Consider the following 24,446-nt stretch of genomic DNA (forward strand, 5'->3'; position numbering starts at 1 on the left):
AAATTTGCGCACTAATCAGCTATAATTGCTTTATTCTAAAGGTATGAAAGGGCATTGCGAAAACTAACGAAACGTCCGTACACGGACTTTACAATCAGGCGAGCATCTGTAACATTAGTGTCATACACAGTCCTCAAGAGTTTCTCGCAGGAGGGAGACCCAATGAAAAAGCAAAGCACAATGATCGCCGCTTCCCTTGCCGCATCCTTCGCCCTGATGGCACCGGCCGCAGCCCAAGCCCCCGATAGCGGGGAAGCCTTTCTTCTCGAAATGATGGGCGAGCGCGGCTGGGAAGTGTCATGCCAGCTCACCCAGGGTGATGGCGACAGCATTGCCACGCGCGAGCGCGGCCGCGGCCTGCTCGATAATGGCCGTTTCTCGGTCGGTGATGTCGTCAGTGGCCTGTGCACCTATTCGGTGCCGGATCGCGGCGAGCTTCGCCTCACGCTCAATGTCGAACACACCCAGCTGGAATGCCCCTTCACGGTGACCGAGGCCGGCTTCTGCCGCGCCTATCTCCAGCCGGGCGAGACCGGCAGCTTCAACATCCAGCGTCGCTCGACCCCGGTCGCGACCGGCTCGTAAGCGCACATGACGACCTGACCTGTACGAAGCACCACAGGTTAAAGACGCCCGGCTGTGTCCCCCGCAGTCGGGCGTTCTTCTGTCATCTGTTCTGGGGGCGACCCACGCCCAAACGAAAACGGACCGCCAGGCGGTCCGTTCATTCATCACATCTTGTGAAAGAGGATGGTGCCCAGGAGAAGACTCGAACTTCCACTCCCTTGCGGGAACTGGCACCTGAAGCCAGCGCGTCTACCAATTCCGCCACCTGGGCAGGTGTCAGAGGCGCGGTAACTAAAGAAGGCTTGGGGCAGTGTCAACGGACTTTGGGCATTGCCGGCAGCGGCAAACGCAGCCCGATGCGTCACGATGATTTGACGGTTTGGTGGCCGCGGCCCCGCTTGCCGCCGGGCGGTGCCTGATCCACGGTATCGCGCGTGTCTGACCGGGCTCGGGCGCTCTTGTCGGAAATTGGAAACATGCATGAAACTTCTCTTCGCAACCGGGCCGCGAACCGCGCTGCTGTCGGCCCTCCTACTCCTCGCCACGCCTGCCGTTTTGGCGCAATCCGACGCCACGGACCGCGCTGCCATTCTGAACATCCTGGAAAACGGCCCGGTCGCGATCGGCCCCGGTACTGAAAACTGGGAGGTGAACTTTCACCCGGACTGGACGGTCTGGTTTGCCGGCGGGGACGCAGTCCGCGACCGCGGGCCTCATATGGCCGATGTTCGCGATTATGTCGGGCGTGGTGCGGACGTGGTCGAGTTTGAGCTGGATCTGGTCAGCCTTCAGATTCGCGGCGACACGGCCTTCGCCCGCTATAATGCGGTCGAACACATCATTGAGGGCGATGGCGGGCGTCGCGATGTGGCCTATTCGGGCACGGACTGGCTGGTGCGTGAAGACGGTCGCTGGCTGATCCTGTCGACCACGGTCGCCTTTCCGGAGCGCGATATGGCGGACTAGCCGTGCCGCGCCGGACAGACGTTCAAGCGCATTGCCGCATGGACAGGCGCGCGGTTTTTTGGTCTATCCCGGACAAACCCTGTTTTCGCGAGGGCAATCCATGCTGAGAGACGAGATCATCACCGTGTTCGGCGGGTCCGGCTTTGTCGGGCGTCATGTGGTTCGGGCGCTGGCCAAGGCCGGCTACCGGGTCCGCGTCGCCTCACGCCGCCCGCACCTGGCCCAGGACCTGCGCGTCATGGGTGTGGTTGGCCAGGTCCAGCTGGTCCAGGCCAATCTTCGGGTGCCAAGCTCGGTCGAGCGAGCCCTCGATGGTGCCTCAGGCGTGGTCAATCTGGTGGGTGTGCTCAATGAGAGCGGCCGCCAGACCTTCTCTCGCCTGCATGCGCTCGGTGCGAAGACGATTGCGGAGACCGCGGCCGCGATGGGCGTCTCCCGCATGATTCATATCTCGGCCATTGGCGCCTCGGCAGACAGCGCCTCGCGCTATGCCCGAACCAAGGCGGAAGGCGAAGCCGCCGTGCTGGCGGCGCTTCCCGAGGCGACGATCCTGCGGCCCTCCATCGTTTTCGGGACCGAGGACGGCTTCTTCAACCGCTTCGGCGCCATGGCCCGCTTTGTGCCGGCCTTGCCGCTCTTTGGCGGTGGCCAGAGCAAATTCCAGCCCGTTTTCGCCGGTGATGTCGGCAAGGCCGTGCTGGCCGCCTTCGAGCGCAATGACGCGCGCGGCGAAACCTATGAGCTGGGCGGTCCGGGCATCTATACATTCGAAGCGCTGATGAAACTCATTCTGGACGAGATTGACCGTCCGCGTTTCCTTCTGCCCCTGCCCTGGGCAATTGGCAGCGTCATCGCGACCGTGTCCGAACTTGTCGGTGCCCTGCCGCTGATGCCGGTTGTGATCACCCGCGACCAGCTGACCCAGCTGCGCTCTGATAATGTCGTGTCCGAAGGCGCCAAGGGCCTGGCGGATTTGGGTATTGCCGGTGAAACGGTGGAAGCTATCGTGCCGAGCTATCTCGAGCGCTATCGCCGCTATGGCCAGTTCCACGAACGCGAAGCCTGATCCCGCGCGTTCAGGTCGATGAGTTCAAACGGGCCGCGTCGCTACGCGGCCCGTTTTTTCTGACCGCGGCGCAGCCAGGCCAGCACGGGCAGTCCGGCGGCCAAGATCAGCAATCCGCCGACACCCAGCGGTCCATTCCACGGCCATTGCGGTACTGACAGAAAGAGCAGGGAGACGCCGGCGACCGCATTCAGCGAGCCGTGCAGCCCGGCCGCGGCGATGACGCCACCGCGCTCGCGCAGATGGGCGTGATAGGGCGTCCAGAGCGTCGTGAAGGCCGCCATGATGGCGACACCGGTCCAGCCCAGTTCGGGATAATTATAGCCCATCAGAATGATCGGGGCGTGCCAGATACCCCACAGCACGCCCACCACAAGGCACATCGGCCAGAAGCCCAGGCCGGCCAGACGCGGCTGCAGCCAGCCGCGCCAGCCCAGCTCCTCGCTGATCAGCAGGAAGGCGGTGTTGAAGAGGATGCCGACCGGCAGGCCGATTGCCAGCTGGATGACAAGCAGCAGGCTCGGATCCATGGGTAAGTCCTCGCCGCTGGCCGCCAGCTGGGCGGCGATGACTGCTGCCGGATCGCCGGGCGCCTGGCCGGACAGGGCGAGGGTGGCGCCGATCGCGAGGGCGCAGATCAGGATGGGCAGCAGCCAGCCGATCACGGTCCACCTGACGATAAGGCCAAAGCGGAAGCCGGCCAGTCCGATCGCCGCCAGCCGCCGTCCCTTGTCGAAGAAGACCATGCAAACGAGCGCGCCCACAGCCGGCCCCATCATCATCAGCGACAGCAGACCCAGACTGCCGAGCGGACCCTGGGCGCCCATCCCGCCGGTGGCGTGGATGGAATACGCGACCGCCCAGCTGAAACCGAAGGCGATGACAAGGAAGACGGACAGGGCACGCATGGCCACCTCGATTAATTAGCTTTATTCCTAATCAATCATGGGAACACGGCTCGGGCAAGGAAATTCGGCAAACCGCTAAATAAAGAATAGGAGCAAGGCGAGGCCTAGGGCGACGCGGTAGAGGGCAAAGGGCAGAAAGCCGATCCGGTCGACCAGCTTCATCAGGACCGCGATGGCCGCCCAGGCGGTGACGGTCGAAAGGCCCGCCACGATCAGGCCGTCTGTCAGACTGGCGCCCGTGACAGCCCCGTCTGTCCGGGCCAGCTCGATCAGCGAGATGAGTCCGAAGGCCGCGATCACGGGAATGGCCATCAACATGGAGAAGCGGGCACTTTCCTGCCGGGTCAGACCGAGGCCGCGCGCTGCCGTCATGGTCACACCGGAGCGCGACGCGCCGGGAATGAGGGCGAAAAGCTGGGCAATACCGATCAGGGCGGCCTGGCGGAAACTCATCGTCTCCAGCGTATCGACCTGGCGGCCATAGCGGTCAGCCAGCCAGAGCGGCAGGGCGAAGACCAGGGTAGAGATGGCAATCACCAGGGGCGAGCGCAGGGCGTCGACCAGGTCAAAGGCCACAAGGCCGCCGGCGACGATGAAGATGGGCGGCATGGAGGCGCCGACCAGCAGAGCGATGCGACCGCCCGGCGTCATCCGGCCCTGGAGCAGGGCCAGCTTGCCGACCGCAACAGCACCGATATCGCGCCGGAAATAGATCAACACGGCGAGCAGGGACCCGGCATGGGCCATGACATCGATCAGCGGGCCCTGATCGGCCTGACCGGTCACTTGCGGCGCGAGGATGAGATGGGCCGAGGAGGAAATCGGCAGGAATTCGGTAATGCCCTGCACGAGCGCGAGAAGAATGAGATAGATCAAGCTCATGAAACCGGCCTGCTGGAGGGTGAGACGCGATATTTGAACAATCGGCGTGGCTTGGCCAGCACCTTGGCCTGTCCGACACAGCCTGGGCAGGGCGGGCCTGATTGACGACAGGCCCGCAGCGGCTCAAAACCGGGGCAGAAGGACTGATCCATGCCCCATGATTTCGCTGGCAGCCCGCAAGGGCCCGGGCGCCTGAGCCCGAAGGACGCGCTCAGCCATACCGGTCAGGCCACGGCCGCATCGGTTGCGGTGGCCCTCATCCTCACCCTGACCAAGGCTGTGGTCTGGTGGATGTCCGGCTCGGTCGCCCTGCTCGCCTCGATGGCAGACAGCCTGCTCGACCTGACGGCCTCCCTGACCGTGTATCTCTCCGTGCGCTATGCCGCCGAGCCGGCCGATGCCGAGCATCGCTACGGGCATGGCAAGGCGGAAGCCTTTGCCGGCATCCTGCAAGCCATTTTCGTGGCCATGTCGGCGGTTCTCCTCCTGCGCGAGGGGATCGAACATTTGATCGATCCGGTCGAAGTGCGGGCCTCGGGCTGGGCCATCGCTGTGATGGGACTTTCCATCGTCCTGACGCTGGGCCTGCTGGTGGTGCAGACGCGGGCGGTGAAGGAGACCGGATCGGTCGCGGTGGAAGGTGACAGGGCTCATTATTTCTCCGACCTTGGTGCCAATGCCGTGGTCATTGTCGGAATTGTCGGGGCGACGGCAGGCGGTCTGCTCTGGCTGGACGCAGTCGCTGCTCTCGCCGTCTCGCTCTGGCTGTTCTGGACCGCCTGGGGCGTGGCGCGCGGTGCCGGTGACCAATTGATGGACCGCGAACTGCCGGACGAGGCGCGCGAGAATATCCGTACCCTGGCCGGCAATGATCCGCGCATCATCAATATCCACGAGTTGCGCACGCGCGCGTCCGGCCCGCTCATCCATATCCAGTTCCACCTCGCGCTCGACCCGCATCTCACACTCAGCGAGGCGCATGGCATCCTGGTCGACTGCGAGCGTCGACTGATCGAAGCCTATCCGGCCGCCGATATTCTCATCCATGCCGACCCGCATGGAGAGGCCGAACCGCATGGCGCTGAATTTTTCAATGCAGAAAGCACGTCCAAGGACGCTTAGACTTCCGGTTGAAGCGGGTTAGCCTGACACCATGCGTACGCTCCACTTCTGGCCCCTCGACCCGTTCTCAAGACAGGTTCGCCTCGTCCTCGAGGAGAAGTCGCTGCGCCATGACCTGCAGCTGGAAGTGCCCTGGGAGCGCCCGGATGACCTTCTTTCGCTCAATCCGGCCGGTACCACGCCGGTTCTGGTCGATGAAAGCGGTGGCGGTCGACGCGTCATTGTCGAGAGCCGCGCCATCCTGGAATATCTCGAAGAGACCACGCCCAGCCCCTGCCTTTTGCCGGGCGGCCCGGCCGAGCGCGCCGAGGCGCGCCGGCTGGTGGACTGGTTCGATCGCAAATTCGACGGCGAGGTGAATGCCTATCTCCTGCACGAAAAGCTGGAGAAGCGGGCCCAGGGCCTCGGCGCGCCGGACCCGGCAGCCCTGCGCGCGGGCCGCGAGCATTTGCGATGGCATCTCGACCATATGGCCTGGCTCCTGGAAGCGCGCGACGGCCTGGCCGGTCCGCGCTATACGCTCGCCGATATTGCGGCGGCGGCGCATCTGTCCTGCGCGGATTATCTCGGCGATGTCCCTTGGGACGAGTTCGAGCCGGTCAAGCAATGGTATTCCCGCGTAAAGTGCCGCCCGGCGTTTCGGGGCCTGCTGGCGGACAAGCTGCCGGGTGTCCCGGCGGCGGCGCACTATGCGGATCTGGATTTTTGAACCGAGCTCTATGGGGGGTGGTATGCGTACAGTTCTGGTGATTTTGGTCTGGCTATGGTCAGGCGGAGCCATGACGCACGCTCAGGAGTCCGATCCGATGGGCCCCGCGCGGGCGTTTATCGCCTGGAGTTCTGAGGTCAACCAGACCAATACCGAGATTATGGCCTTGATGGAACGTATCTTCGAGGCCGACGAGTATGGTGTCTCGGTCCGTGAAGGGCTGATCAGTGAAGCCGAGGGCGAGGCCGGCCTCGATGCTTGGCGTCGCGAACTCGATACCGCGCTGGCAGGCCTCGAGGCGCGTGTCGAGGTTTTGCGTGAGGGGCCGGAGATGGTTCCCGACGGCAAGGAAAAGATTGTCGATACGCTGACGCGCAATCTGGATTCCGGATTCGAACTTGTCAGTGAGGTCCTCGATGTCGCCGAGGATGCAGCGCGCCAGGACATTGCCGGAAAACCGGTTGATGACTATGCGATTTACGAGGCGCGCTATGCCGTGCTCCAGAACTATTATTCCGGCCAGGTGGCAAACCTCGAGGCGGCGCTCGATTCCGTTGATGCCCGCCATCCACAGGGCCCGCTGCTGCGGGCGACGCTCCTCAACATTGAAAGCGCGATTATCGGCCTTGAGCTGGGCCGTCTTTCCTTCGGCGGCGAGCCATCCGAGCACGCGGTGGACGATCCGCAGGCCGTATTCGCAGAAAACCAGCGCGCCGTCGGTCGTGAAGTCGATCAGGCAGCCGCACTGCTGCGAACCATGCAGGCCGAATTCGCGCGCGTCCCGCGCACCAGCCCTGAGGCGGAGCGCATGATGGATGCGCTGGATGTCATGCTGAGCAGTTTTCCCGAGAGTTTCCAGGTCGAGATCGACGGCGCGGCGATCTTTGACGGCCTGCCCGACCGTATCGCGGCGGGCGGCTCCGAGGCGACCTTCGAATTCGCCGATGAGCTGACAGCCTATGAGGCGGCCCGGGATGTCTTGAATGCCGAGCGGATACGCTTGGCGTCGGAACTCTAGCCGGCGGGAGCGCAATGTCGCCGGACTCTCTCAAATCCCTCGCCCTCGAGCTCGGTTTCTCCACCGCCCGCATCTGTCGGGCGGACGAAGCCTGGCCCGCCGGTGAGCGATTGGCCGAATTCATCGCCGACGGCCATCACGGCTCGATGGTCTGGATGGAAGACACGCTGGAACGGCGCCAGCATCCAACCGCCATGTGGCCGGACGCGAAGTCGGCGGTGGTTGTCGGTTTGAACTACGGACCGGAGCAGGACCCGCTGCCCCTGCTTGAGCGGCGATCGGAAGGCGTGGTTAGCGTCTATGCGCAAAACGCCGACTATCACGACCTCCTCAAGAAGCGGCTCAAGCATCTCGCCCGGGCCTTTGCCGAGAAAACCGGCCAGCCGGTGAAGGTGTTTGTCGATACCGCGCCGCTGATGGAAAAGCCGTTGGCGGAAAAAGCGGGTGTCGGCTGGCAGGGTAAACACACCAATCTTGTGAGCCGCGAATTCGGCTCCTGGCTCTTCCTGGGTGTGATGCTGACCGCGGCCGAGCTGGAACCGGACGCGCCCGAGCGCGACACTTGCGGCTCCTGCCGGGCCTGTCTCGATATCTGCCCGACCGACGCCTTCCCGCAGCCTTACCGGCTCGATGCGCGGCGTTGCATTTCCTATCTGACCATCGAGCACAAGGGTGTCATCCCGGTCGAGTTCCGCGCGCCCATGGGCAATCGCATTTATGGCTGTGATGACTGTCTCGCCGTGTGCCCCTGGAACAAGTTCGCGCAGACCAGCAATGAGATGGCATTCCATCCGAGGCCAGAGCTCAAGGGGCCTTTGCTGGCCGAGCTGGCAGCGCTCGATGATGCCGGATTCCGACAGGTTTTCACCGCCTCGCCGGTCAAGCGGATCGGTCGTGACCGCTTTGTCCGCAATGTCATGATCGCGATCGGCAATTCCGGCGATGCCGGCCTGATCCCCTCGGTCGAGGCGGCGCTGGGAGATGCGGCGCCGGCGGTGCGGGCCATGGCCGTGTGGGCGCTTGCCCGGCTTGATGATGAGCGCGCCCGCGCGGCGTCGGCCGCGGCGCTTGATGCTGAAACGGACGCGGATGTCAGAGCCGAATGGCGCCGCCTCCTGTCTGGGGCTGAATAAGAAATCCGGTTTCGTATTGAGAGGATATTATCCTTTTCGGAGCTAGCCTGACCCCTTGAGCATGATGATGACACGACGTTCGGGGGGGCGATGTCATGACAGGTCTGATTGAAGGCGGCGCGAAATGACGTCGGCAGATTTTCAAAGCGATATGTCGCCCGAGGCCATCTCGGTTTTGATCTGCGAGAGCAGTTCCGTGCAATTGCGCATCCTGTCCGAAGCGGTCCGCCAGGCGGGTTATTCGGTCCAGACGGCCTCGACGGCCGAGGAGGCGCTCAATTTCCTGAACTTGATGCCGGTCGACATTTTCCTGACGGGAATTGAGGTCGGATCAGTGTCTGGCCTGGAGGCCTGCTGGTCGCTGAAATCGAACACCGAGACCGAGTCCGTCTACACCATCGTCATCACGGCGTCCGGCGAAGACCGCCGACTCGAGGAATCGCTGGATGCGGGGGCGGATGATTTCATCCGCAAGCCGGTCAACATGACCGAATTACGGGCCCGGCTGCGGGCCGCCAGCCGCCTGGTGCGGATGCAGAAACAATTCCGGCGTCTGGCCGAAACCGACGCCCTGACCGGCGCCGCCAATCGCCGCGCCTTCATGCAGTATCTCGAGATGAAGGCCCAGTATGCGACCCGTGACGACACGCCGCTCTCCGTCGTCATGGTCGATCTCGATCACTTCAAGACGATCAATGACGAGCATGGCCACGCAGCGGGCGACGCAGTGCTTATCGAGACGGTTGATGCCATCCAGGCCTGTTTGCGTGATGGCGACATGCTGGGGCGGCTGGGTGGCGAGGAATTCTGCATTGTATTCCCCGGCGCCGGTCTGCACTCGGCGGCGCTGGCCGGTGAGCGAATTCGCGCGGCGGTCGAAGCCATGACCATCAAGACAGAGGCGGGTGTCGCGATTCCGGTGACGGCCAGCCTCGGCATCGCCAGCCTCGGTCATGACGATCTGATTGCCGCGCCGGACCTGCTTTTGCAGGCGGCGGACGCCGCACTCTATCGTGCCAAGTCCGGGGGACGAAACCGGGTTGAGCTCGACAATGGCCAGTCTCAGCCGGATCACGGCCTGCGCGCGGCAGGCTGATCACTCTTCATTGCCGGGCGCGGTGCGTCGTGCTTCCAGAATTGCGCCACGCAGGAGCAGGGAAGGGATATCATCGGGTTCCTGCTCGCGCGCATTCTCCATCGCCGCCCAGGCTGCATCCAGTTCACCGCGCGCGAGATGCACCTGACCCCGATACCGCCAGCCAGCGGCCAGGTATGGTGCCTGCTCCACGAGCGCGTCAGCATCCTCGACCAGGCCATCCCAGTCCCGCGTTTCGGCGCGAAGCTGCGCCCGGGCGAGCCGGGTCGGAATGGCGTCCGGCTGAAGGTCCAGCGCAGCGCTATAGGCCTCGGCCGCGGCGTCGATCAGGCCTTCGGCAAAGCGGGTGTCGCCGGCGAGGGTTAGCAGTTCGGCCCGTTCGGTTTCGACCATGCCGACGGCGAGACCGTTTGACAGATTGACGAGGATGTCGGCCCCGATTTCCGGCTCGCCCAGCGCGATCAGGGCGCGGGCCTCGCACACTTCGGCCGGCCAGCCGCCGCCCTCGAGGCGCCAGGTCTGTGCCTGCTCGAGCGCCTCGCTGGAATCGAGCTGGATCTGGCCGAGGCAGGTGTCAAACCGTATCCGCTCGCGATAGGCCGCATCGGTTTGGGCCAGCAGGGCCGGTGTGAGGGCCAGGGCGAGGGCCAGAGCGAGAAGGCAGGCGGGCAGGGCATAACGCATGGGACAACTCCAACACAGGACTGACGCCGGATCGCGCGCCCCCGCGTCGCCGATCCCGACCCTTGCCATAATGCAGAACAGCCCGACCAGGATAGTCCCTCTCCACACAGCAGGCCGGCGAAACAGAGGTTTGTTTTCCGGGCCGAGCTATGAAAAAAGGGAGCAACAGCTGGACGAGACCTGCTCGGCGCTGATGAGGATTCCCTCCCTTTCATGATCATTCTCCAGGTCATCCCCGAACTCGAAGCCGGCGGTGCTGAACGCACGACGCTGGAGGTCGCCGAAGCGGTGGTCGAGGCAGGAGGCCGGGCGCTGGTTGTCAGTGAAGGGGGGCGGCTAGAGCCAGAACTGGCTGCGGTCGGGGGCGAGCTGATCCGACTGCCCGTGGCGAGCAAGAACCCGCTGACATTGTGGTCCAATATGCGCGCCCTGATCGAGATCATCCGGCGCGAGCGCGTGCAGATTGTCCATGCCCGCTCGCGGGCGCCGGCCTGGAGTGCCAAATGGGCCTGCGACCGCACCGAGGCGCATTTCGTCACCACCTATCACGGCACCTACAACGCCCGATCCGGGCTCAAGCGGCGCTACAATTCGGTCATGGCGGCCGGTGAGCGGGTGATCGCCAATTCCAGTTTCATTGCCGACCATGTGCGGCGCGAACACGGTGTCCCGGAAGACCGGCTGGTGGTGATACCGCGCGGTGTGGACCTGGACCGCTTTGATATGGCTGCAGTGCCTGCTTCCCGGGTCGAAGCGCTGTTCCGTGCCTGGCGCCTTGATGTTGCGGAGGCACCGAGGCTTCTTCTGCCCGGGCGCCTGACCGGCTGGAAGGGTCAGCGCGAGGCGATCCGCGCCCTGGCCGCGCTTCCCGCCATGGAATCGGCGCCGCATCTTCTGCTCGTCGGTGATGCCCAGGGGCGCGAGGCCTATGCCGCCGAGCTCGATGAACTGGCTCGTGCGCTCGATGTGGCGGACCGGGTTCATCGTGTCGGTCATTGTTCAGATATGCCGGCGGCCTTCGCCTTGAGTGACCTGGTCCTGACGCCGTCTGTCGAGCCGGAGGCCTTCGGGCGCACCGCCGCCGAGGCGGGGGCGATGGGACGGCTCGTGATCGCCGCTGATCATGGCGGCGCCCGCGAGGTCGTGCGCGATGGCGAAACCGGTTGGCGCGTGCGGCCGGGTGATGTGGATGCGCTTTCCGCGGCGATTGCGACCGCGCTGTCGCTCGGCGCGGAGCAGCGCGCAGACATGGTCATGGCGGCGCGCGATTACATCACGACGCATTTTTCTGCACGCGCCCTGCAAGCTTCGACTTTGCGGGTCTATCATGAGGTCCTAAACTCTCACCCATGACCGATCCGCAGCGCGACATAACCTATATTCTTCATTGGGGTGATCTGGCCTCGACCGTCCGCATGCTGGCAGTTGCCAAGACCATTCGCGACACCTATCGCCGCGACCGGATCGTATTGCTGACGACGCCGGATTTCGAGGGACTGCTCAAGCATTGCCCCTGGTTCAACGTCATTGAGACCGATGCCTGTCCGGATACCCGGCCAATGACAGGGCTGCGCGACAAGCGGATCAAACTGGCCAAGCCGGTCAGGGTTTTCGATCTGGTCGGGAGTGCGGATAGCCGCAAGATCAAAGGGCTGTTCAGGTTCTCGAAGTGCAAATGGCATGAGGTCGTGGCGCGTGCTGGCGATGGGCAACATCCGGCGGACGCGGTTGCGGGCGTACTGAATGCCGCGCTCGGACTTGAGCCGACGCGCTACCCGCTTGGTGCGGCGCCGGTTCCGGATGCGAGCTGGGTCGATTTCCTGGCCAAGCAGTCTCGCATGCTCGACCCGGAATATTTTGGTCTGAATGGACCCTTCGCCTTGCTGGCCCCGGCGGGGGAAAGTGTGAAGCCGGCCTTGCGCTGGCCAAAGGAAAAATGGGCGGCGCTTGCGCATGAATTGCTGCAGGCCGGGATTACGCCGGCCTTGATCGGCGGGCCGGATACGCGTGATGTCGGGCGTCATGTGTCGCAGGTCACGCCGGGGGCACGCGATATTACCGGCAAGGCGAAACTGCCGCAGCTCGCGGGTCTCGCGCGTCGGACCTGTTTTGTCTTTTCCGAAGATACGCCGCTTTTGCATCTACTGACCGCGTCGGGCGCACCGGCGCTGGCGCTATACGGGGATGTCGGAGATCCGGCCCTGATTGCGCCGCGTGGATCCGAGCCCGTCATCCTGATGCATGCGACCACTCTGGCCCAGGTAACGCCGGAGGAGGCGATTGCCGCCATGCGCTTCGCCGGCGGGTTTGCCGATGCGCCCGCTGCGGCGTGAACCGCTCTGCAAGCTTGCCAATTGTGTTCATTTCACCATAGTGCGCGCCTCCCGGCGGAGCTGAGGCGCATTTTGGCCTGATTAGGGCTTGATCCTGCGCCCGCCCGGGAGGATTAGTTAGGTTCAGCTTTGGGGCCACAAGGGAGAAGATGCCATAGCCCGTAGACCGCACGCTGCGCAACCGCCCAAGAAAGAGGGCCCGCGCATTAACCGGGATATCCGCGTACCGCGGGTGCTCCTGATCGACGAAACTGGAGAAAAACAAGGCATTATGCCGACTGAAGCGGCGCTGGAAGCGGCCGATGAAGCCGGACTCGACCTCGTTGAAGTGTCGCCCAATGCCGATCCGCCTGTCTGCAAGATCGTCGATTATGGCAAGCTGAAATACCAGGATCAGAAGAAAAAGGCCGAGGCCAAGAAGAAGCAGAAGACCGTCGAGATCAAGGAGATCAAGATGCGTCCGAACATCGACATTCACGACTATCAGGTGAAGACGAAGGCGATGACGCGCTTTTTCGAGGCCGGCGACAAGGTCAAGGTGACCCTGCGTTTCCGGGGCCGTGAAATGGCCCACCAGGATCGCGGCATGGATATCATGAACCGGGTCAAGGAAGACTTCGGTGAGATCGCCAAGGTCGAGTTCGAGCCCAAGCTCGAAGGTCGTCTCATGGTCATGGTGATGGCACCGCGCTAAGCGGACCAAGCCGATCCGACACGAAAACGGCGCCCCGCGTGGCGCCGTTTTTGTTTGAGCGTGCGCGCGCCGCTGTGTCTCAGCCCGTCGGACGGGCGGGCTCCTCGTCGACATGGTCCAGCTCGTCGGTCTTCGCCAGTTGCGGGAAGAGGCGGAACCAGGCGGCCGCCGTGATGAGGGCCATGCCGCCACCGAGCAGCACGGCGCCGATCGGCCCCATGAAGCGGGCGGCCACGCCCGACTCGAACTCGCCAAGCTCGTTGGAGGCGGAGATGAAGATGAACTCCACCGCCGACACGCGACCGCGCATCCCCATCGGCGTGGCCAGCTGGATGATGGACTGGCGGATGAAGACCGAGATCATGTCGGCAGCCCCGGTCACGGCAAGCGCAATCATGGACAGGATCAGGACTTCCGACAGGGCGAAGCCGATCATGGCGACGCCATAGACAGCGATGGCGCCCAACATCCAGGCGCCGATACGCCGGGTCAGCGGGCGCGTCGCCAGCAAGAGGGCGATGATGGCGGCGCCGATGGCCGGCGCGGTGCGCAGCAGGCCCAGTCCGACCGTGTCGGTATGCAGGACATCCCGGGCGAAAACCGGCAGCAGAGCGGTTACGCCGCCGAACAGGACCACGACCAGGTCCAGAGAGATCGCGCCCAGCACCACCTTGTTGTCGCGCACATAGCGCAGACCCTCGATGACCATGGACAGGCCGCGCTGACCTTCCAGCTTCTCGTGCCGCGGTGTCCGGGCGGTGGCAATGAAAACCGTCGCAACGACCAGCATGCCGGCGCTGACCAGATAGACGGTTGTCGGCCCCAATATATAGAGCAGGCCGCCAATCGCCGGCCCGCCGATCGCGGCGCCCTGGAAACCGAGCGAATTCCAGGCAATGGCCTGGCGCATGTCCTCGCGCGGCACAATCCGCGCCATCAGCGCGCTCGAGGCGGCCGGTGAAAAGGCGTGGGTCACGCCCAGGAAGGTCGCGGCGCCAAAGACGATCACCAGGGTAACAGGTCCGGTGAAGAAGGGGCTGACGGCGAGGGCGCACGCACAGGCGACCCGGATCAGATTGGTCACGACCAGGATGAGTTTGCGGTCGAGCCGGTCAGCCGCCTGGCCACCCAGCAGGGAGAGGAAGAAGACCGGCGCGAACATGGCCAGGCCGACAAAGCCGAGCAACAAGGCCGATTCCTCGACCGAGCGGGTCTGGCGGGCCACATCATAGACCTGCCAGCCGATCGCCACGGCCTGCATCTGACGCGCCGCCGACAGCAATTGCCGCATGATCCAGTAGTGGCGGTAGGCCTGATTGGCGAAGATCGACAGGGAGGGCGTCAGCACAGGGCGAAATCCGAATGTCGCCGCCCGATGCGGCGCGAAGTGCGATTAACCCGCTTTCCTGCGAAAATTCAACAGTCTGGCAAATTCGTTCCGGCGCGCGCCCCATTCCCGCCGCGAGTGTGCCGGAAAGGCGACTCACCCGTTCAGATGATGTTCAGCGCCGGGGATTTCTGATGATATCCTGTTCGAAGCGTGATCAAATGAAGTGGCAGGCGGATGACACTACCGCTGTTCACAAAACTGGAGACAGCATGAACCGGCCCCCCTATTCGGCCCTGCTTTCCGCCGTCGCCCTGGCCCTTGCGGTCGGGGGAGGCGCAGTGCTGGCCGTCGGTGATGAGGCCGGGGACAATCTGTATCTGTCGGCCGGTTTCACGCCGGACCCGCGCACCGTTGATCTGGTCCTGGATGCGCGCATTGACGCGTCCGCGGTCATTGCACCGGATTGCCACGGCTTCATTGCCAGTGAGCGTCCGGACGTGGCGGTCTACTACAATGCCGGACCTTTTCCGCTGATCCTGTCGGCCCGTGCCGAGGAGGACATGATGCTGATTGTCAACGCACCGGACGGGCAATGGTATTGCGATGATGACAGCGGCAGCGGACTGAACCCGTCCATCCGCTTCGGCGAGCCCGCTTCGGGCAATTATGACATCTGGGTCGGTCGCCATGTTGGGCCTGGCCCGGCGACGGCCCGCCTATCGATTTCCGAACTTTACAGCGAGTGACACTTCAATCCTGGGGGAGAGAGACATGAAGTTGCAATTGATGACAGGGGCCGCGCTCGCGGCCATCGTGGCGATCGCGCCGGCTGTGGCCGTGCAGGACCCGTCCGCGTCGCCGGCTTATGGCGCAGGTGCGCTCAATTCCGGCTTTACACCGGACCCGGTGTCGATCGGCCTTCGTGCCGGCGGCGCCATGCCCGCCAGTGACGCCTCGGAATGGTGTCCGGGCTATGTGAGTTATCAGCCATCCTACAATCTCGACTATGATGCCGGCGGGTATGACCTCTATCTCTCGGCGGCCGCGGATGTGGACACCGTGCTTCTGGTCAATGCGCCCGATGGCAGCTGGCATTGTGATGATGACGGTGCGGGTTCCGGCCTGAATGCCGGCATGATGTTCGAGGACCCGCAAAGCGGCGTCTATAATATCTGGGTCGGGACCTATGGGTCGGGCGGTGGCTACGCACCGGCCATGTTGCATATTTCCGAGCTCGGCTTCGACGACAGCAATCCCTACTCGCAAGCGCCGAGCGCCAGTATGGCGCCGCAATACGGCACGCTCAGCCTGAGCGAAGGCTTCGCCAATGATCCGCGCACCATTGCGGTGGAAGCCGGTGGCGACCTTGAGCTTGGCAATTATGGGACCTGTTGGGGCAATGTGGACCGGGCGCCGGACCTGTGGGTCGACTATGCCGGCAGCGAGACCTTTGATCTTTATGTGTCCATGGAAGCACAAAGCGATACCACGCTCGCCATCCAGGGACCCGATGGCGACTGGCATTGCGATGATGACAGTGCTGAGAACCTGAATCCGGGCGTCCAGATCAGTGATCCGCTGCCGGGTCGCTATGCGGTCTGGGCGGCGCGCTATTCCTCGGGGCCGTATCTGCCCGCGACGGTGTATGTGTCGGAGCTTGGCTTCCTCGGGAATGTCGACGAGCCGGCCGTGCTCGATTTCTCGCTGCCGTCGCAATCGGGTTCGACGGCCTTGCAGGCCGGTTTCGTGCCGGACCCGATTGATGTCGATGTGGTCGCCGGCGGGGACGTGGATGTCTATGAAGCCGTTGGCGATGGCGCCGAGACCGGTTTCTGCCGTGGTTGGACAGACACCGCACCGGATTTCGATCTCGACTACCAGGCCGGCGATTTCGACCTCTACCTCTCCGCCTCCTATGACGGGGACGCCACGCTGGTGGTGAATGCGCCGGACGGCAGCTGGCACTGCGATGATGACAGTGCGGGCGAGTTGAATCCGGGTCTGCGTTTCGACGATCCGCAATCCGGCCGCTACGACATCTGGGTCGGGACTTATGGCGAATATGATGGGGGACCTGCCACGCTGCATATCTCCGAGCTCGCCTTCGGCGGCGGTTTCGAGCCGGCCAACCCGCTCGACTTCACGCTTCCGGCCAATTACGGCGATGCCGAACTGGCGGGCGGCTTTGTCCCGGACCCGTATCTGGTCGAACTGATGGCGGGCGGGGACCTCGAGGCGGAAGCTGCGGCGGATCCGTCCTGCCGGGGCTTTGTCACCCAGGCGCCCGATTTCGAACTCACCTTCGAGCCGGGCGCGCTCGACCTCTATATCTCGGCCGTGTCCGATCGCGACACCACGCTGGTGATCAATGGTCCGGACGGCAGCTGGCACTGCAATGATGACGGCGCCGGCAATTTCAATCCGGGTGTCCATTTCGCCGAGCCGCAGGCCGGTGTGTATGACATCTGGGTCGGAACCTATTCATCCGGCGGACCGGCAGATGCGGTTCTGGCGATTTCCGAACTCGGATTCCACGAAGACTAGGCCGCGCAGCGCGCTGGGATCAGGAAGGGCGGCCCGCCTGGGCCGCCCTTTCTCGTTTGCACCCGCTTCCGGGATTTGTGTGCGCCGAAAGAAAAACGGGCGAACGCGCAGTTCGGTCCTAGGCAAGCCGCGAATGTTATACTATATCATTCCGACATCGAGCCGGACCCGACATGCCAGAGAAAAATCCCATCGCCGATCACCGCAGCAAGCTGGACGCCACCGGTGTTGGCCTGTCGGCGCTGTGTATCGCCCATTGCCTCTTCCTGCCGGCCGCTGCTGCGGCAACGCCGATGCTGGTGCCCGAGGCCGGGGAGCTGTTCGGGCTCAGCCATGACTGGCATCTCATCCTGCTGGCCATCGCCGCACCGGTCTCCCTGATCGGTCTGGGCTGGAGTGTTCGCACGACGGGCGCTGGCTGGCCCATCCTTCTGATCGGCCTGCTGGGACTTGCGCTGATGGCGACCGGCGCCTCGCATGTTTTTGAGCGCAGCATTGAAACTGTGCTGACCCTGACGGGTGTCACCATCCTGGCCGGGGCCCATTTCGCCAATTGGCGCACCCGGGCCCGGGCCGGGCATGTCCATGTCCGGGATTGTGGCCTCTGCGACGACCACGATCACTGACACGGCGACTCGCATCCCCGCTTGCAATCAGGCGGATTGTGCGTATAAACCCCCGCTTCCAACACCAGCCAACCGGGCCTTATTCGACATGCCCGCTGGCTGCACCATCCACCGGTCGCCCCCGGGCGTCCTGCAAAGGAGATGAAAATGTCGAAGATGAAGACGAAGAGCGGCGCAAAAAAGCGCTTCAAGCTCACTGCCACAGGTAAGATCAAGGCGGGCCAGACCGGCAAGCGCCATGGCATGATCAAGCGGACTCCCAAGCAAATCCGCAATAAGCGCGGCCAGGTGACCCTGTCACCCCAGGACGCGCGGATCGTGAAAAAATACCTCCCGAACGGCCTTTAGGCCGCTGGCACCGAGTAGGAGCACTTAGATATGTCTCGAGTTACGTCCGGACCGGCGACCGCTAAACGCCACAAGTCAGTCATCAAGAAAGCCAAGGGCTATTACGGCCGCCGCAAGAATACGTTCCGCGTTGCCGTCCAGGCCGTGGAAAAGGCCGGCCAGTACGCCTATCGCGACCGTCGTGCCAAGAAGCGCAATTTCCGCTCGCTGTGGATCCAGCGCATCAATGCCGGCGCCCGCCAGTATGACATGAGCTATTCGGTCTTCATGAACGGCCTCACCAAGGCCGGCATCGAAGTCGACCGCAAGGTCCTCGCCGACATCGCCATGCACGAGCCGGACGCCTTCAAGGCCCTGGTCGACCAGGCGCGTGCGGCTCTGGGCTAAACCCCGGAACACAGAGTTTTGAAAAGGCCCGTCGGCGTGAAGCCGGCGGGCCTTTTTTGTTTTCGGGCCCCAGCTCTCAGTCGCCACCCTTGAGATAATCCGGCAGTTCGTCATCGATCCATTTGCGGCGGAAGAAATCCATGCGGGTGCGGACCGAAATGCGTTTGTCGGTTTTGAGAGGGCCCCAGACCTCGGTCGGGAAGGCATCCGGCCCGAGCCGGATAAGCATGTCCGCCGCCAGGGCGCGGATCGCGGCCGTCCGGTCCCGGGCGGCAGCGACGAACACCCGAGGCAAATCTGGAGCAACGGTCAAAGGCCGGTGCTCGATGGTCGGCCGACGGCGACCCGGCAGACGCTTGTCCGTCGCGGTCGGCGCCTGCTTCCAGTAGATCTCGCCTTGCAGCAGTGCCGCGGTTGCCGCTCGCCGGATCCCGTTGGCGCGTGCCTGGCGCGACAGGGTCTCGAGATGCGGGTCCAGCCAGTCGAACCTCGCCAGCCCCCGAAATATGCGGGTGGTCGGACCGGAGGTTACGGACAGCAGCATGTCGATCGCCGCTTTCCGGACCGCTTCCTCGGTCATGATCTGGTCGAGGAGGTCCGATTCCGCCTGACTCACGACCACCCCGTGAACCACCCGGTAGCGCCGCCAGCTCGGCGAACGTCGGATAAGAACCGGCAAGGCCGTTTCCAGGACATAGGGTTCGGCTTGGGGCAGCAGATCCAGCAGGCGGGTCAGGGCGCGCTTGCGGACAGGTTCGACCCAGTCATTGGTGCGTGCGGCCAGGATGGTGACCGTGAAGGCGGTCAGATGTTCCGGCGCGAGCGCTTCAATCGCTGCCTGGCGCACATGGCCGCTCGGGTGAAACAGATAGGCGGGGGCCAGCTCCGGGTGTGCCTGGAAGGTTTGCTGCGCGAGGTGTCGGGCATCCTCGGGGTCGATCTTCCCATGGTCATGATGGAAGGCCGAGAAGGCGTAGCGATAGTGATCCCCGAAATGGATCAATTGCTTGCCGGACCTCAGCTCGAGCAGGGTCTTGGCGGTTACCGCCCGTTTCTCGGGTGTGTCGGCCGAGCGGAGCAGGTGCCGCTTCGGGGCTCGCACGCGCGGTTGGGATTGGCCGAAAAGGGAGCGCAGGAAAGTCCACATCGGTGTTTTTGTCGCTCGCTCAATCCGGCTATTGATGCTGACCCTAAGCGGGGCAGGCACAGGCGGGCAAGTCGCACATTCCTGCCCGCGTTCACAAACCCGCCGCCTGAGCCGTCACTCCCGGTCGACAGTGCTGACACCAGCGGCTAAATCCAGTTGCGACCGACAGGCCCGTATTTCAGGGACAATACGACATGACCGACACTTCCAATCTCGACACGCTTGAAGCCGAGGTGCGCAGCCAGATTGAGGGCGCGACCGACGAGGCCGGGCTGGACGCAGTGCGCGTCTCGGCGCTGGGCAAGAAGGGCTCGGTGTCGCTGATGATGCGCGAGCTGGGCAAGATGAGCCCGGAAGAGCGCCAGGTGATGGGTCCGGCCCTCAACGGTCTCAAGACCCGGCTCAATGATGCCATCGAGGCGCGCAAGTCTGATCTGGAAGCGGCAGCCCTCAATGCAGCGCTGGCCAGCGAGACGGTGGATGTCACCCTGCCGGTCCGTCCGGCGCCGACCGGATCCCTGCACCCGATCACCCAGGTGATGGAAGAGCTGGCGGTGATTTTCGCCGATATGGGCTTTGCCGTTGCCGAAGGCCCGGACGTGGAAACCGACTTCCACAATTTCACCGCCCTGAACTTCCCCGAAGGTCACCCGGCCCGCGACACCCAGGACACCTTCTTCATGAAGCCGGACGCCGAAGGCATGCGCAAGGTCCTGCGTACCCACACCTCGCCGGTCCAGATCCGCACCATGCTGGAGGGGAACACCCCGATCCGTATCATCGCGCCGGGCCGTGTCTATCGCTGCGACTGGGACCAGACCCACACGCCCATGTTCCACCAGGTCGAGGGCCTGGTGATCGACAAGGAAACCCATATGGGTCACCTCAAGGGCACGCTGATGGATTTCATCGCCGCCTTCTTCGAGACCGACCAGGTCGAGGCGCAATTCCGTCCGCACCATTTCCCCTTCACCGAGCCGTCCGCCGAGATGGATGTGCGCTATGAGCGGGTCGGCGATGCGGTGAAGGTCGGCTCCGGCGACAAATGGATGGAAATCCTCGGCTGCGGCATGGTCCACCCGAATGTGATCCGCAATTGCGGCCTCGACCCGGACGAATACCAGGGCTTCGCCTTCGGCATGGGCGTCGACCGCCTCGCCATGCTGAAATACGGCGCGCCGGACCTGCGTGACTTCTTCAACTCCGATGTCCGCTGGATGGCGCATTACGGCTTCTCGCCGCTCTTGCAGGCGAATCTGGCGACGGGGCTTAGCTAGGCCTCATGTGGCGCTGGCTCACAAATAATCACCAGACGCTGACGGGCGTTGGCGCGATGCTTGTGGGTGTCGCGGCGCTCTTTGTCGCCTGGGACCAGGGTCGGGTGATGCGGGCGCAGCAGCACGGGGCCGTCGTGCCGGTCCTGCAGATCGACGGCTTCATCCAGTCCACCCCGGAGTTTCGCAATCTGGGCCTGCGCATCGTCAATAACGGCGTTGGCCCGGCGATGATCCGCTCTGTCAGCCTCTATCGGGATGGCGAAGCGGTTGACGGATTCCAGGCCCTGACGGATTTGATGCCGGACGGGTATGACCGCTCCTGGTCGAGTGTGAATGGCCGAGCGCTGGCTCCGGGCGGGGAAGTGGAGCCCGGCGTGTTCACTTGGCCGCACGGCGCGATGAGTGCGGCGGAGCTGGGCACCTTGCTCGGCGAGTGGCAGGTCTGGAGTGTCGAGGTCTGCTATTGTTCGGTGTTCGACCGATGCTGGATTTCCTCGTCCGAGAACCAGATGCGTGAGGCGGTCCCGGCCTGCCCGACCGCAACGCTGGACCCGTTTGAGTCGCTCGCGACCGCCGGTTGGGCGCAAACCATGCCGGAGGCGGACGAATGAACCGCGCTCTCGCCTGGCTGAAAAACAATCACACGGCCATCACCTCGCTGGCGGCGATCCTGATCTCCGCGATCGCGCTCTTTGTGGCCTGGGACCAGTCCCGGGTGATGCGCGCCCAGCAGCATGCCGATGTCTGGCCGGCCGTTCAGATCGAGACCCAGATGTCGACGGAGGAAGGCCAGCATGTCTTTCTCGTCGCCATGACCAATGACGGCATTGGTCCGGCCCTGGTCGGCCGGGTCGAGGCCGGGTTTGCCGGCCAGGCGCTGCAAAACTGGGAGGAGATGGGCCAGCATCGCCCCGAGGGCCTGCCCTATCCCAATATGTGGACCGGGGGCGGCCAGGGTGTGATCTTGGCGCCCGGCGAAAGCACTATTCTCGCCCAGATTTCCTGGCCGGTGAGTGAAGAGCGCTGGCCGCTCATTCGTGATTATCAGACCGACTTTTTCGCCCTCACGGTCGAAGCCTGTTTCTGCTCCGTCTATGGACGGTGCTGGACGGCGCGGCGTGAAGGCCGCACCACCCATCCCGAACCGATCGACGCCTGCCCGGTGCCTGATCCGGATACCAATTTGTAAGTGACGGCAGGAGCCGACGATGAAATTCCCGCTTTCCTGGCTGAAATACCACCTCGAGACCGAGGCCACGCTCGACGAGATCGCCGAAGCCATGACCATGGCCGGTCTGGAGATCGAGGAGATCGACAATCCGCTGGAGAAATTCGCGGCCTTTACCGTCTGCCATGTCACGCACGCGGAAAAGCATCCCGATGCCGACAAGCTGAAAGTCTGCACGGTCGAGACGGTCGACGGAACCAAACAGATTGTCTGTGGCGCGCCCAATGCGCGCACCGGCATGTATGCCATCTATGCGCCGCTGGGGACGTATATCCCGGGCCTCGACTTCGCCCTCGACAAGAAGCCGCGCAAGATTCGCGGTGTCGAAAGCCATGGCATGATGTGTTCGGCCAAGGAGCTCGAGCTCGGCGAGGATCATGACGGCATCATCGATCTGCCCGAGCCTTTCGAGGTCGGCACGCCGGCCGTAGTCGCCCTCGGTCAGGCGGACCCGGTGCTGGATTTCGAAGTCACGCCCAATCGTCCCGACTGGCTCGGCGTGCGCGGCATTGCCCGCGACCTGGCCGCGACCGGGATTGGCACGCTCAAGCCGCATGTGATCGAGGATATTCCCGGCAGCTTCCCCTGTCCGGTCGAGATCAAGCTGGAGGCGACCGACACCTGTCCGGTCTATGCCGGTCGTGTCATTCGTGGTGTCAAGAATGGCGAAAGCCCGGACTGGCTGAAGAAGGCGCTGAAGGCCATCGGCCTGCGCCCGATCAATTTCCTCGCCGATATCACCAATATGATCTCCTATGATCGCTGCCGCCCGCTCCATGTCTATGATCTGGCCAAGCTGGACGGCCCGATCCGCGCCCGCCTCGGCAAGGGCGAGGCCGACCGCTTCGAAGCGCTCGACAACAAGGAATATGTCCCGACCGAGGAGATGTGCGTGATCGCCGATGATGCGCGCTGCCTTGGCTTTGGTGGTGTGATCGGCGGCACCTGGTCCGGTGTCTCCGCCGAGACCACGGACGTCTTCATCGAGAGCGCCTGGTTTGATCCGCTCAAGACCCGCGCCACCGCCAAGGCGACCGGGATCGACAGCGATGCCAAATACCGTTTCGAGCGCGGCGTCGACCCGGCCTCGCCCAAGGCGGGTATCGAGCAGGCCACCGAGCTGGTGCTGAAATTCTGTGGCGGTGAAGCCTCCGAAACGCTGGTCGTGGGTGAAACGCCCGCGCCGCCGGCCGATATCGAGTTTCCGGTGTCCGAGGTCAAACGCCTGACCGGGCTCGATCTGCCGCGCGCCGAGATTGTCCGCATCCTGGAAACCCTGGGCTTTGCGCCATCAGGCGAGGGCGATGTGTTGACGGTCGGCGTGCCGAGCTGGCGCATGGATTGTTCGCAGAAAGCCGATCTCGTCGAAGAGGTCGCGCGCATTCACGGTTTCGACAAGCTGGACGCCGTTTCCCTGCCGCGCCCGCCCGTGCGCCGCGAAGCGCCGGCCACGGTGATGCAGCTGCGCGCGCGTCATGCCCGTCGCGCGCTGGCTGGTCGGGGGTACTCGGAGGCCGTGACCTGGTCCTTCTGTCAGTCCGGCCAGGCCAAGCTGTTTGGTGGCCATGGTGACGGGCTGGAGTTGGAAAATCCGATCTCCTCCGAGCTCGATGTCATGCGTCCGACCGCGCTGATCCATCTCCTGACGGCGCTACAGGCCAATGCCGACAAGGGTCAGGATGATCCGCGGCTGTTCGAAGTGGGCCCCATCTATCTCGATGACACGCCCAAGGGCCAGCGCCTGGTCGCGACCGGTGTGCGCCGCGTTGAGGCGGGCCGTCACTGGGCCGGGACGCGCCAGCCCGACATCTTCGACGCCAAGGCCGATGCGCTTGCTGCCCTGGCGGCCGCGGGTGCGCCGGTTGACAGCCTGCAGGTCGCCGCCGAGGCGCGCGACTGGTGGCATCCGGGACGCTCAGGCGTCCTGCGTCTGGGTCCGAAGAATGTGATGGCCGAGTTTGGCGAAATCCATCCGGCCGTGCTCAAGGCACTGGATATTGATGGCCGCGTCCTGGCCTTCGAGATCGTCCTTGATGCGATCCCGCAGCCCAAAAAGGCGTCTGGCCTCAAGGCGCGGACCCAGCTCGACCGGGCGGATCTGACGCCGGTGCGGCGCGATTTCGCCTTCCTGGTCGACAAGTCGGTGACCGCTGACACGCTGGTCCGCGCGGCCAAGGGTGCCGACAAGCAGATGATCTCCGGTGTTTCGGTGTTCGACGTCTATGACGGCAAGGGCGTGCCTGACGGCCAGGTCTCGCTGGCCATCGAGGTGACCTTGCAGCCGCGCGACAAGACGCTCACCGAGAAGGAAATCGAGGCGGTCGGCCAGTCCATCATCGCCAAGGTGGAAAAAGCGACCGGCGCCAGCCTGCGCAGCTGAT

At 63.9% G+C, this 24,446-nt stretch carries 25 protein-coding genes and 1 tRNA gene; 20 read left to right on the top strand and 6 right to left on the bottom strand.

Features of this window, described 5'->3' with window-relative positions; all coding sequences use genetic code 11:
* Positions 1-162 precede the first annotated feature (162 nt).
* Complete coding sequence (locus Q0X62_RS12725; protein ID WP_297736381.1) at positions 163-585, top strand: hypothetical protein; 423 nt, start codon at positions 163-165, stop codon at positions 583-585.
* 166 nt (positions 586-751) lie between these two features.
* Here Q0X62_RS12725 and Q0X62_RS12730 read toward each other — a convergent pair.
* Positions 752-838: transfer RNA gene (locus Q0X62_RS12730), tRNA-Leu, on the bottom strand.
* 209 nt (positions 839-1,047) lie between these two features.
* Between Q0X62_RS12730 and Q0X62_RS12735 the strand changes: the two genes are divergently transcribed.
* Positions 1,048-1,533 (top strand): nuclear transport factor 2 family protein, encoded by a 486-nt coding sequence (locus tag Q0X62_RS12735; RefSeq protein ID WP_297736384.1) that lies wholly within the window; start codon positions 1,048-1,050, stop codon positions 1,531-1,533.
* Between the two features lie 100 nt (positions 1,534-1,633).
* Positions 1,634-2,599 (top strand): complex I NDUFA9 subunit family protein, encoded by a 966-nt coding sequence (locus tag Q0X62_RS12740; RefSeq protein WP_297736386.1) that lies wholly within the window; start codon positions 1,634-1,636, stop codon positions 2,597-2,599.
* 41 nt (positions 2,600-2,640) lie between these two features.
* Here Q0X62_RS12740 and Q0X62_RS12745 read toward each other — a convergent pair whose 3' ends face one another.
* Both Q0X62_RS12745 and Q0X62_RS12750 read right to left on the bottom strand, forming a co-directional pair.
* A complete protein-coding gene (locus tag Q0X62_RS12745) occupies positions 2,641-3,507 on the bottom strand; it encodes a CPBP family intramembrane glutamic endopeptidase (RefSeq protein ID WP_297736389.1) in 867 nt (288 codons plus the stop codon).
* A 75-nt stretch (positions 3,508-3,582) separates the two neighbouring features.
* Positions 3,583-4,389, bottom strand: a complete 807-nt coding sequence (locus tag Q0X62_RS12750) for an undecaprenyl-diphosphate phosphatase (protein WP_297736392.1) — start codon at positions 4,387-4,389, stop codon at positions 3,583-3,585.
* A 150-nt stretch (positions 4,390-4,539) separates the two neighbouring features.
* Between Q0X62_RS12750 and Q0X62_RS12755 the strand changes: the two genes are divergently transcribed.
* The 5 genes from Q0X62_RS12755 (at position 4,540) to Q0X62_RS12775 (ending at position 9,467) form a co-directional block, all read left to right on the top strand.
* Positions 4,540-5,511 (top strand): cation diffusion facilitator family transporter, encoded by a 972-nt coding sequence (locus Q0X62_RS12755; protein WP_297736394.1) that lies wholly within the window; start codon positions 4,540-4,542, stop codon positions 5,509-5,511.
* A 31-nt stretch (positions 5,512-5,542) separates the two neighbouring features.
* On the top strand, positions 5,543-6,220 hold the full coding sequence (locus tag Q0X62_RS12760; RefSeq protein ID WP_297736396.1) for a glutathione S-transferase family protein: 678 nt from the start codon (positions 5,543-5,545) through the stop codon (positions 6,218-6,220).
* Between the two features lie 70 nt (positions 6,221-6,290).
* Positions 6,291-7,238, top strand: coding sequence for a hypothetical protein (locus tag Q0X62_RS12765; protein ID WP_297736398.1), 948 nt, complete (start codon positions 6,291-6,293; stop codon positions 7,236-7,238).
* Positions 7,239-7,252: 14 nt separating this feature from the next.
* Positions 7,253-8,371: a tRNA epoxyqueuosine(34) reductase QueG gene (gene queG / locus Q0X62_RS12770; protein ID WP_297736401.1), complete on the top strand. Its 1,119-nt coding sequence runs from the start codon at positions 7,253-7,255 to the stop codon at positions 8,369-8,371.
* Between the two features lie 124 nt (positions 8,372-8,495).
* On the top strand, positions 8,496-9,467 hold the full coding sequence (locus Q0X62_RS12775; protein WP_297736404.1) for a diguanylate cyclase: 972 nt from the start codon (positions 8,496-8,498) through the stop codon (positions 9,465-9,467).
* On the opposite strand, the gene Q0X62_RS12780 is transcribed toward Q0X62_RS12775, so the two are convergent.
* A complete protein-coding gene (locus Q0X62_RS12780) occupies positions 9,468-10,151 on the bottom strand; it encodes a hypothetical protein (protein ID WP_297736407.1) in 684 nt (227 codons plus the stop codon).
* 213 nt (positions 10,152-10,364) lie between these two features.
* Between Q0X62_RS12780 and Q0X62_RS12785 the strand changes: the two genes are divergently transcribed.
* The 3 genes from Q0X62_RS12785 (at position 10,365) to infC (ending at position 13,178) form a co-directional block, all read left to right on the top strand.
* Positions 10,365-11,504 (top strand): glycosyltransferase family 4 protein, encoded by a 1,140-nt coding sequence (locus Q0X62_RS12785; protein ID WP_297736410.1) that lies wholly within the window; start codon positions 10,365-10,367, stop codon positions 11,502-11,504.
* Positions 11,501-12,484 carry a glycosyltransferase family 9 protein gene (locus tag Q0X62_RS12790; RefSeq protein ID WP_297736413.1) on the top strand — a complete coding sequence of 328 codons (984 nt, stop codon included), beginning with the start codon at positions 11,501-11,503 and terminating at the stop codon, positions 12,482-12,484. Before Q0X62_RS12785 ends, Q0X62_RS12790 begins: the two co-directional genes overlap by 4 nt.
* A 154-nt stretch (positions 12,485-12,638) precedes the next feature.
* The gene (gene infC / locus Q0X62_RS12795) at positions 12,639-13,178 is read left to right on the top strand and encodes a translation initiation factor IF-3 (protein ID WP_366946155.1); all 540 of its coding nucleotides are present in this window, start codon (positions 12,639-12,641) and stop codon (positions 13,176-13,178) included.
* A gap of 79 nt (positions 13,179-13,257) precedes the next feature.
* On the opposite strand, the gene Q0X62_RS12800 is transcribed toward infC, so the two are convergent.
* On the bottom strand, positions 13,258-14,526 hold the full coding sequence (locus Q0X62_RS12800; RefSeq protein ID WP_297736416.1) for an MFS transporter: 1,269 nt from the start codon (positions 14,524-14,526) through the stop codon (positions 13,258-13,260).
* 251 nt (positions 14,527-14,777) lie between these two features.
* Here Q0X62_RS12800 and Q0X62_RS12805 point away from each other — a divergent pair, with 251 nt between their 5' ends.
* From Q0X62_RS12805 to rplT, 5 genes are all read left to right on the top strand, one after another.
* A complete protein-coding gene (locus tag Q0X62_RS12805; RefSeq protein ID WP_297736419.1) occupies positions 14,778-15,254 on the top strand; it encodes a peptidase S1 in 477 nt (158 codons plus the stop codon).
* 25 nt (positions 15,255-15,279) lie between these two features.
* Positions 15,280-17,052 carry a hypothetical protein gene (locus Q0X62_RS12810; protein WP_297736421.1) on the top strand — a complete coding sequence of 591 codons (1,773 nt, stop codon included), beginning with the start codon at positions 15,280-15,282 and terminating at the stop codon, positions 17,050-17,052.
* 173 nt (positions 17,053-17,225) lie between these two features.
* Complete coding sequence (locus Q0X62_RS12815) at positions 17,226-17,678, top strand: MerC domain-containing protein (protein WP_297736424.1); 453 nt, start codon at positions 17,226-17,228, stop codon at positions 17,676-17,678.
* Between the two features lie 147 nt (positions 17,679-17,825).
* Positions 17,826-18,026 (top strand): 50S ribosomal protein L35, encoded by a 201-nt coding sequence (rpmI, locus tag Q0X62_RS12820; protein ID WP_297736427.1) that lies wholly within the window; start codon positions 17,826-17,828, stop codon positions 18,024-18,026.
* 30 nt (positions 18,027-18,056) lie between these two features.
* The gene (gene rplT, locus Q0X62_RS12825) at positions 18,057-18,413 is read left to right on the top strand and encodes a 50S ribosomal protein L20 (RefSeq protein ID WP_297736430.1); all 357 of its coding nucleotides are present in this window, start codon (positions 18,057-18,059) and stop codon (positions 18,411-18,413) included.
* 76 nt (positions 18,414-18,489) lie between these two features.
* Here rplT and Q0X62_RS12830 read toward each other — a convergent pair whose 3' ends face one another.
* A complete protein-coding gene (locus tag Q0X62_RS12830) occupies positions 18,490-19,560 on the bottom strand; it encodes a hypothetical protein (protein ID WP_297736433.1) in 1,071 nt (356 codons plus the stop codon).
* 194 nt (positions 19,561-19,754) lie between these two features.
* Here Q0X62_RS12830 and pheS point away from each other — a divergent pair, with 194 nt between their 5' ends.
* From pheS to pheT, 4 genes are read left to right on the top strand one after another with little or no spacing between them, the layout of a single operon-like run.
* On the top strand, positions 19,755-20,837 hold the full coding sequence (gene pheS, locus Q0X62_RS12835) for a phenylalanine--tRNA ligase subunit alpha (RefSeq protein WP_297736436.1): 1,083 nt from the start codon (positions 19,755-19,757) through the stop codon (positions 20,835-20,837).
* A gap of 5 nt (positions 20,838-20,842) precedes the next feature.
* Positions 20,843-21,448, top strand: a complete 606-nt coding sequence (locus tag Q0X62_RS12840; RefSeq protein ID WP_297736439.1) for a hypothetical protein — start codon at positions 20,843-20,845, stop codon at positions 21,446-21,448.
* On the top strand, positions 21,445-22,026 hold the full coding sequence (locus Q0X62_RS12845; RefSeq protein ID WP_297736441.1) for a hypothetical protein: 582 nt from the start codon (positions 21,445-21,447) through the stop codon (positions 22,024-22,026). Before Q0X62_RS12840 ends, Q0X62_RS12845 begins: the two co-directional genes overlap by 4 nt.
* Positions 22,027-22,045: 19 nt before the next feature.
* Positions 22,046-24,445, top strand: a complete 2,400-nt coding sequence (pheT, locus tag Q0X62_RS12850) for a phenylalanine--tRNA ligase subunit beta (protein ID WP_297736444.1) — start codon at positions 22,046-22,048, stop codon at positions 24,443-24,445.
* Position 24,446: the final 1 nt, after the last annotated feature.

The organism is uncultured Maricaulis sp., from assembly GCF_947259345.1.
GTDB lineage: Bacteria > Pseudomonadota > Alphaproteobacteria > Caulobacterales > Maricaulaceae > Maricaulis.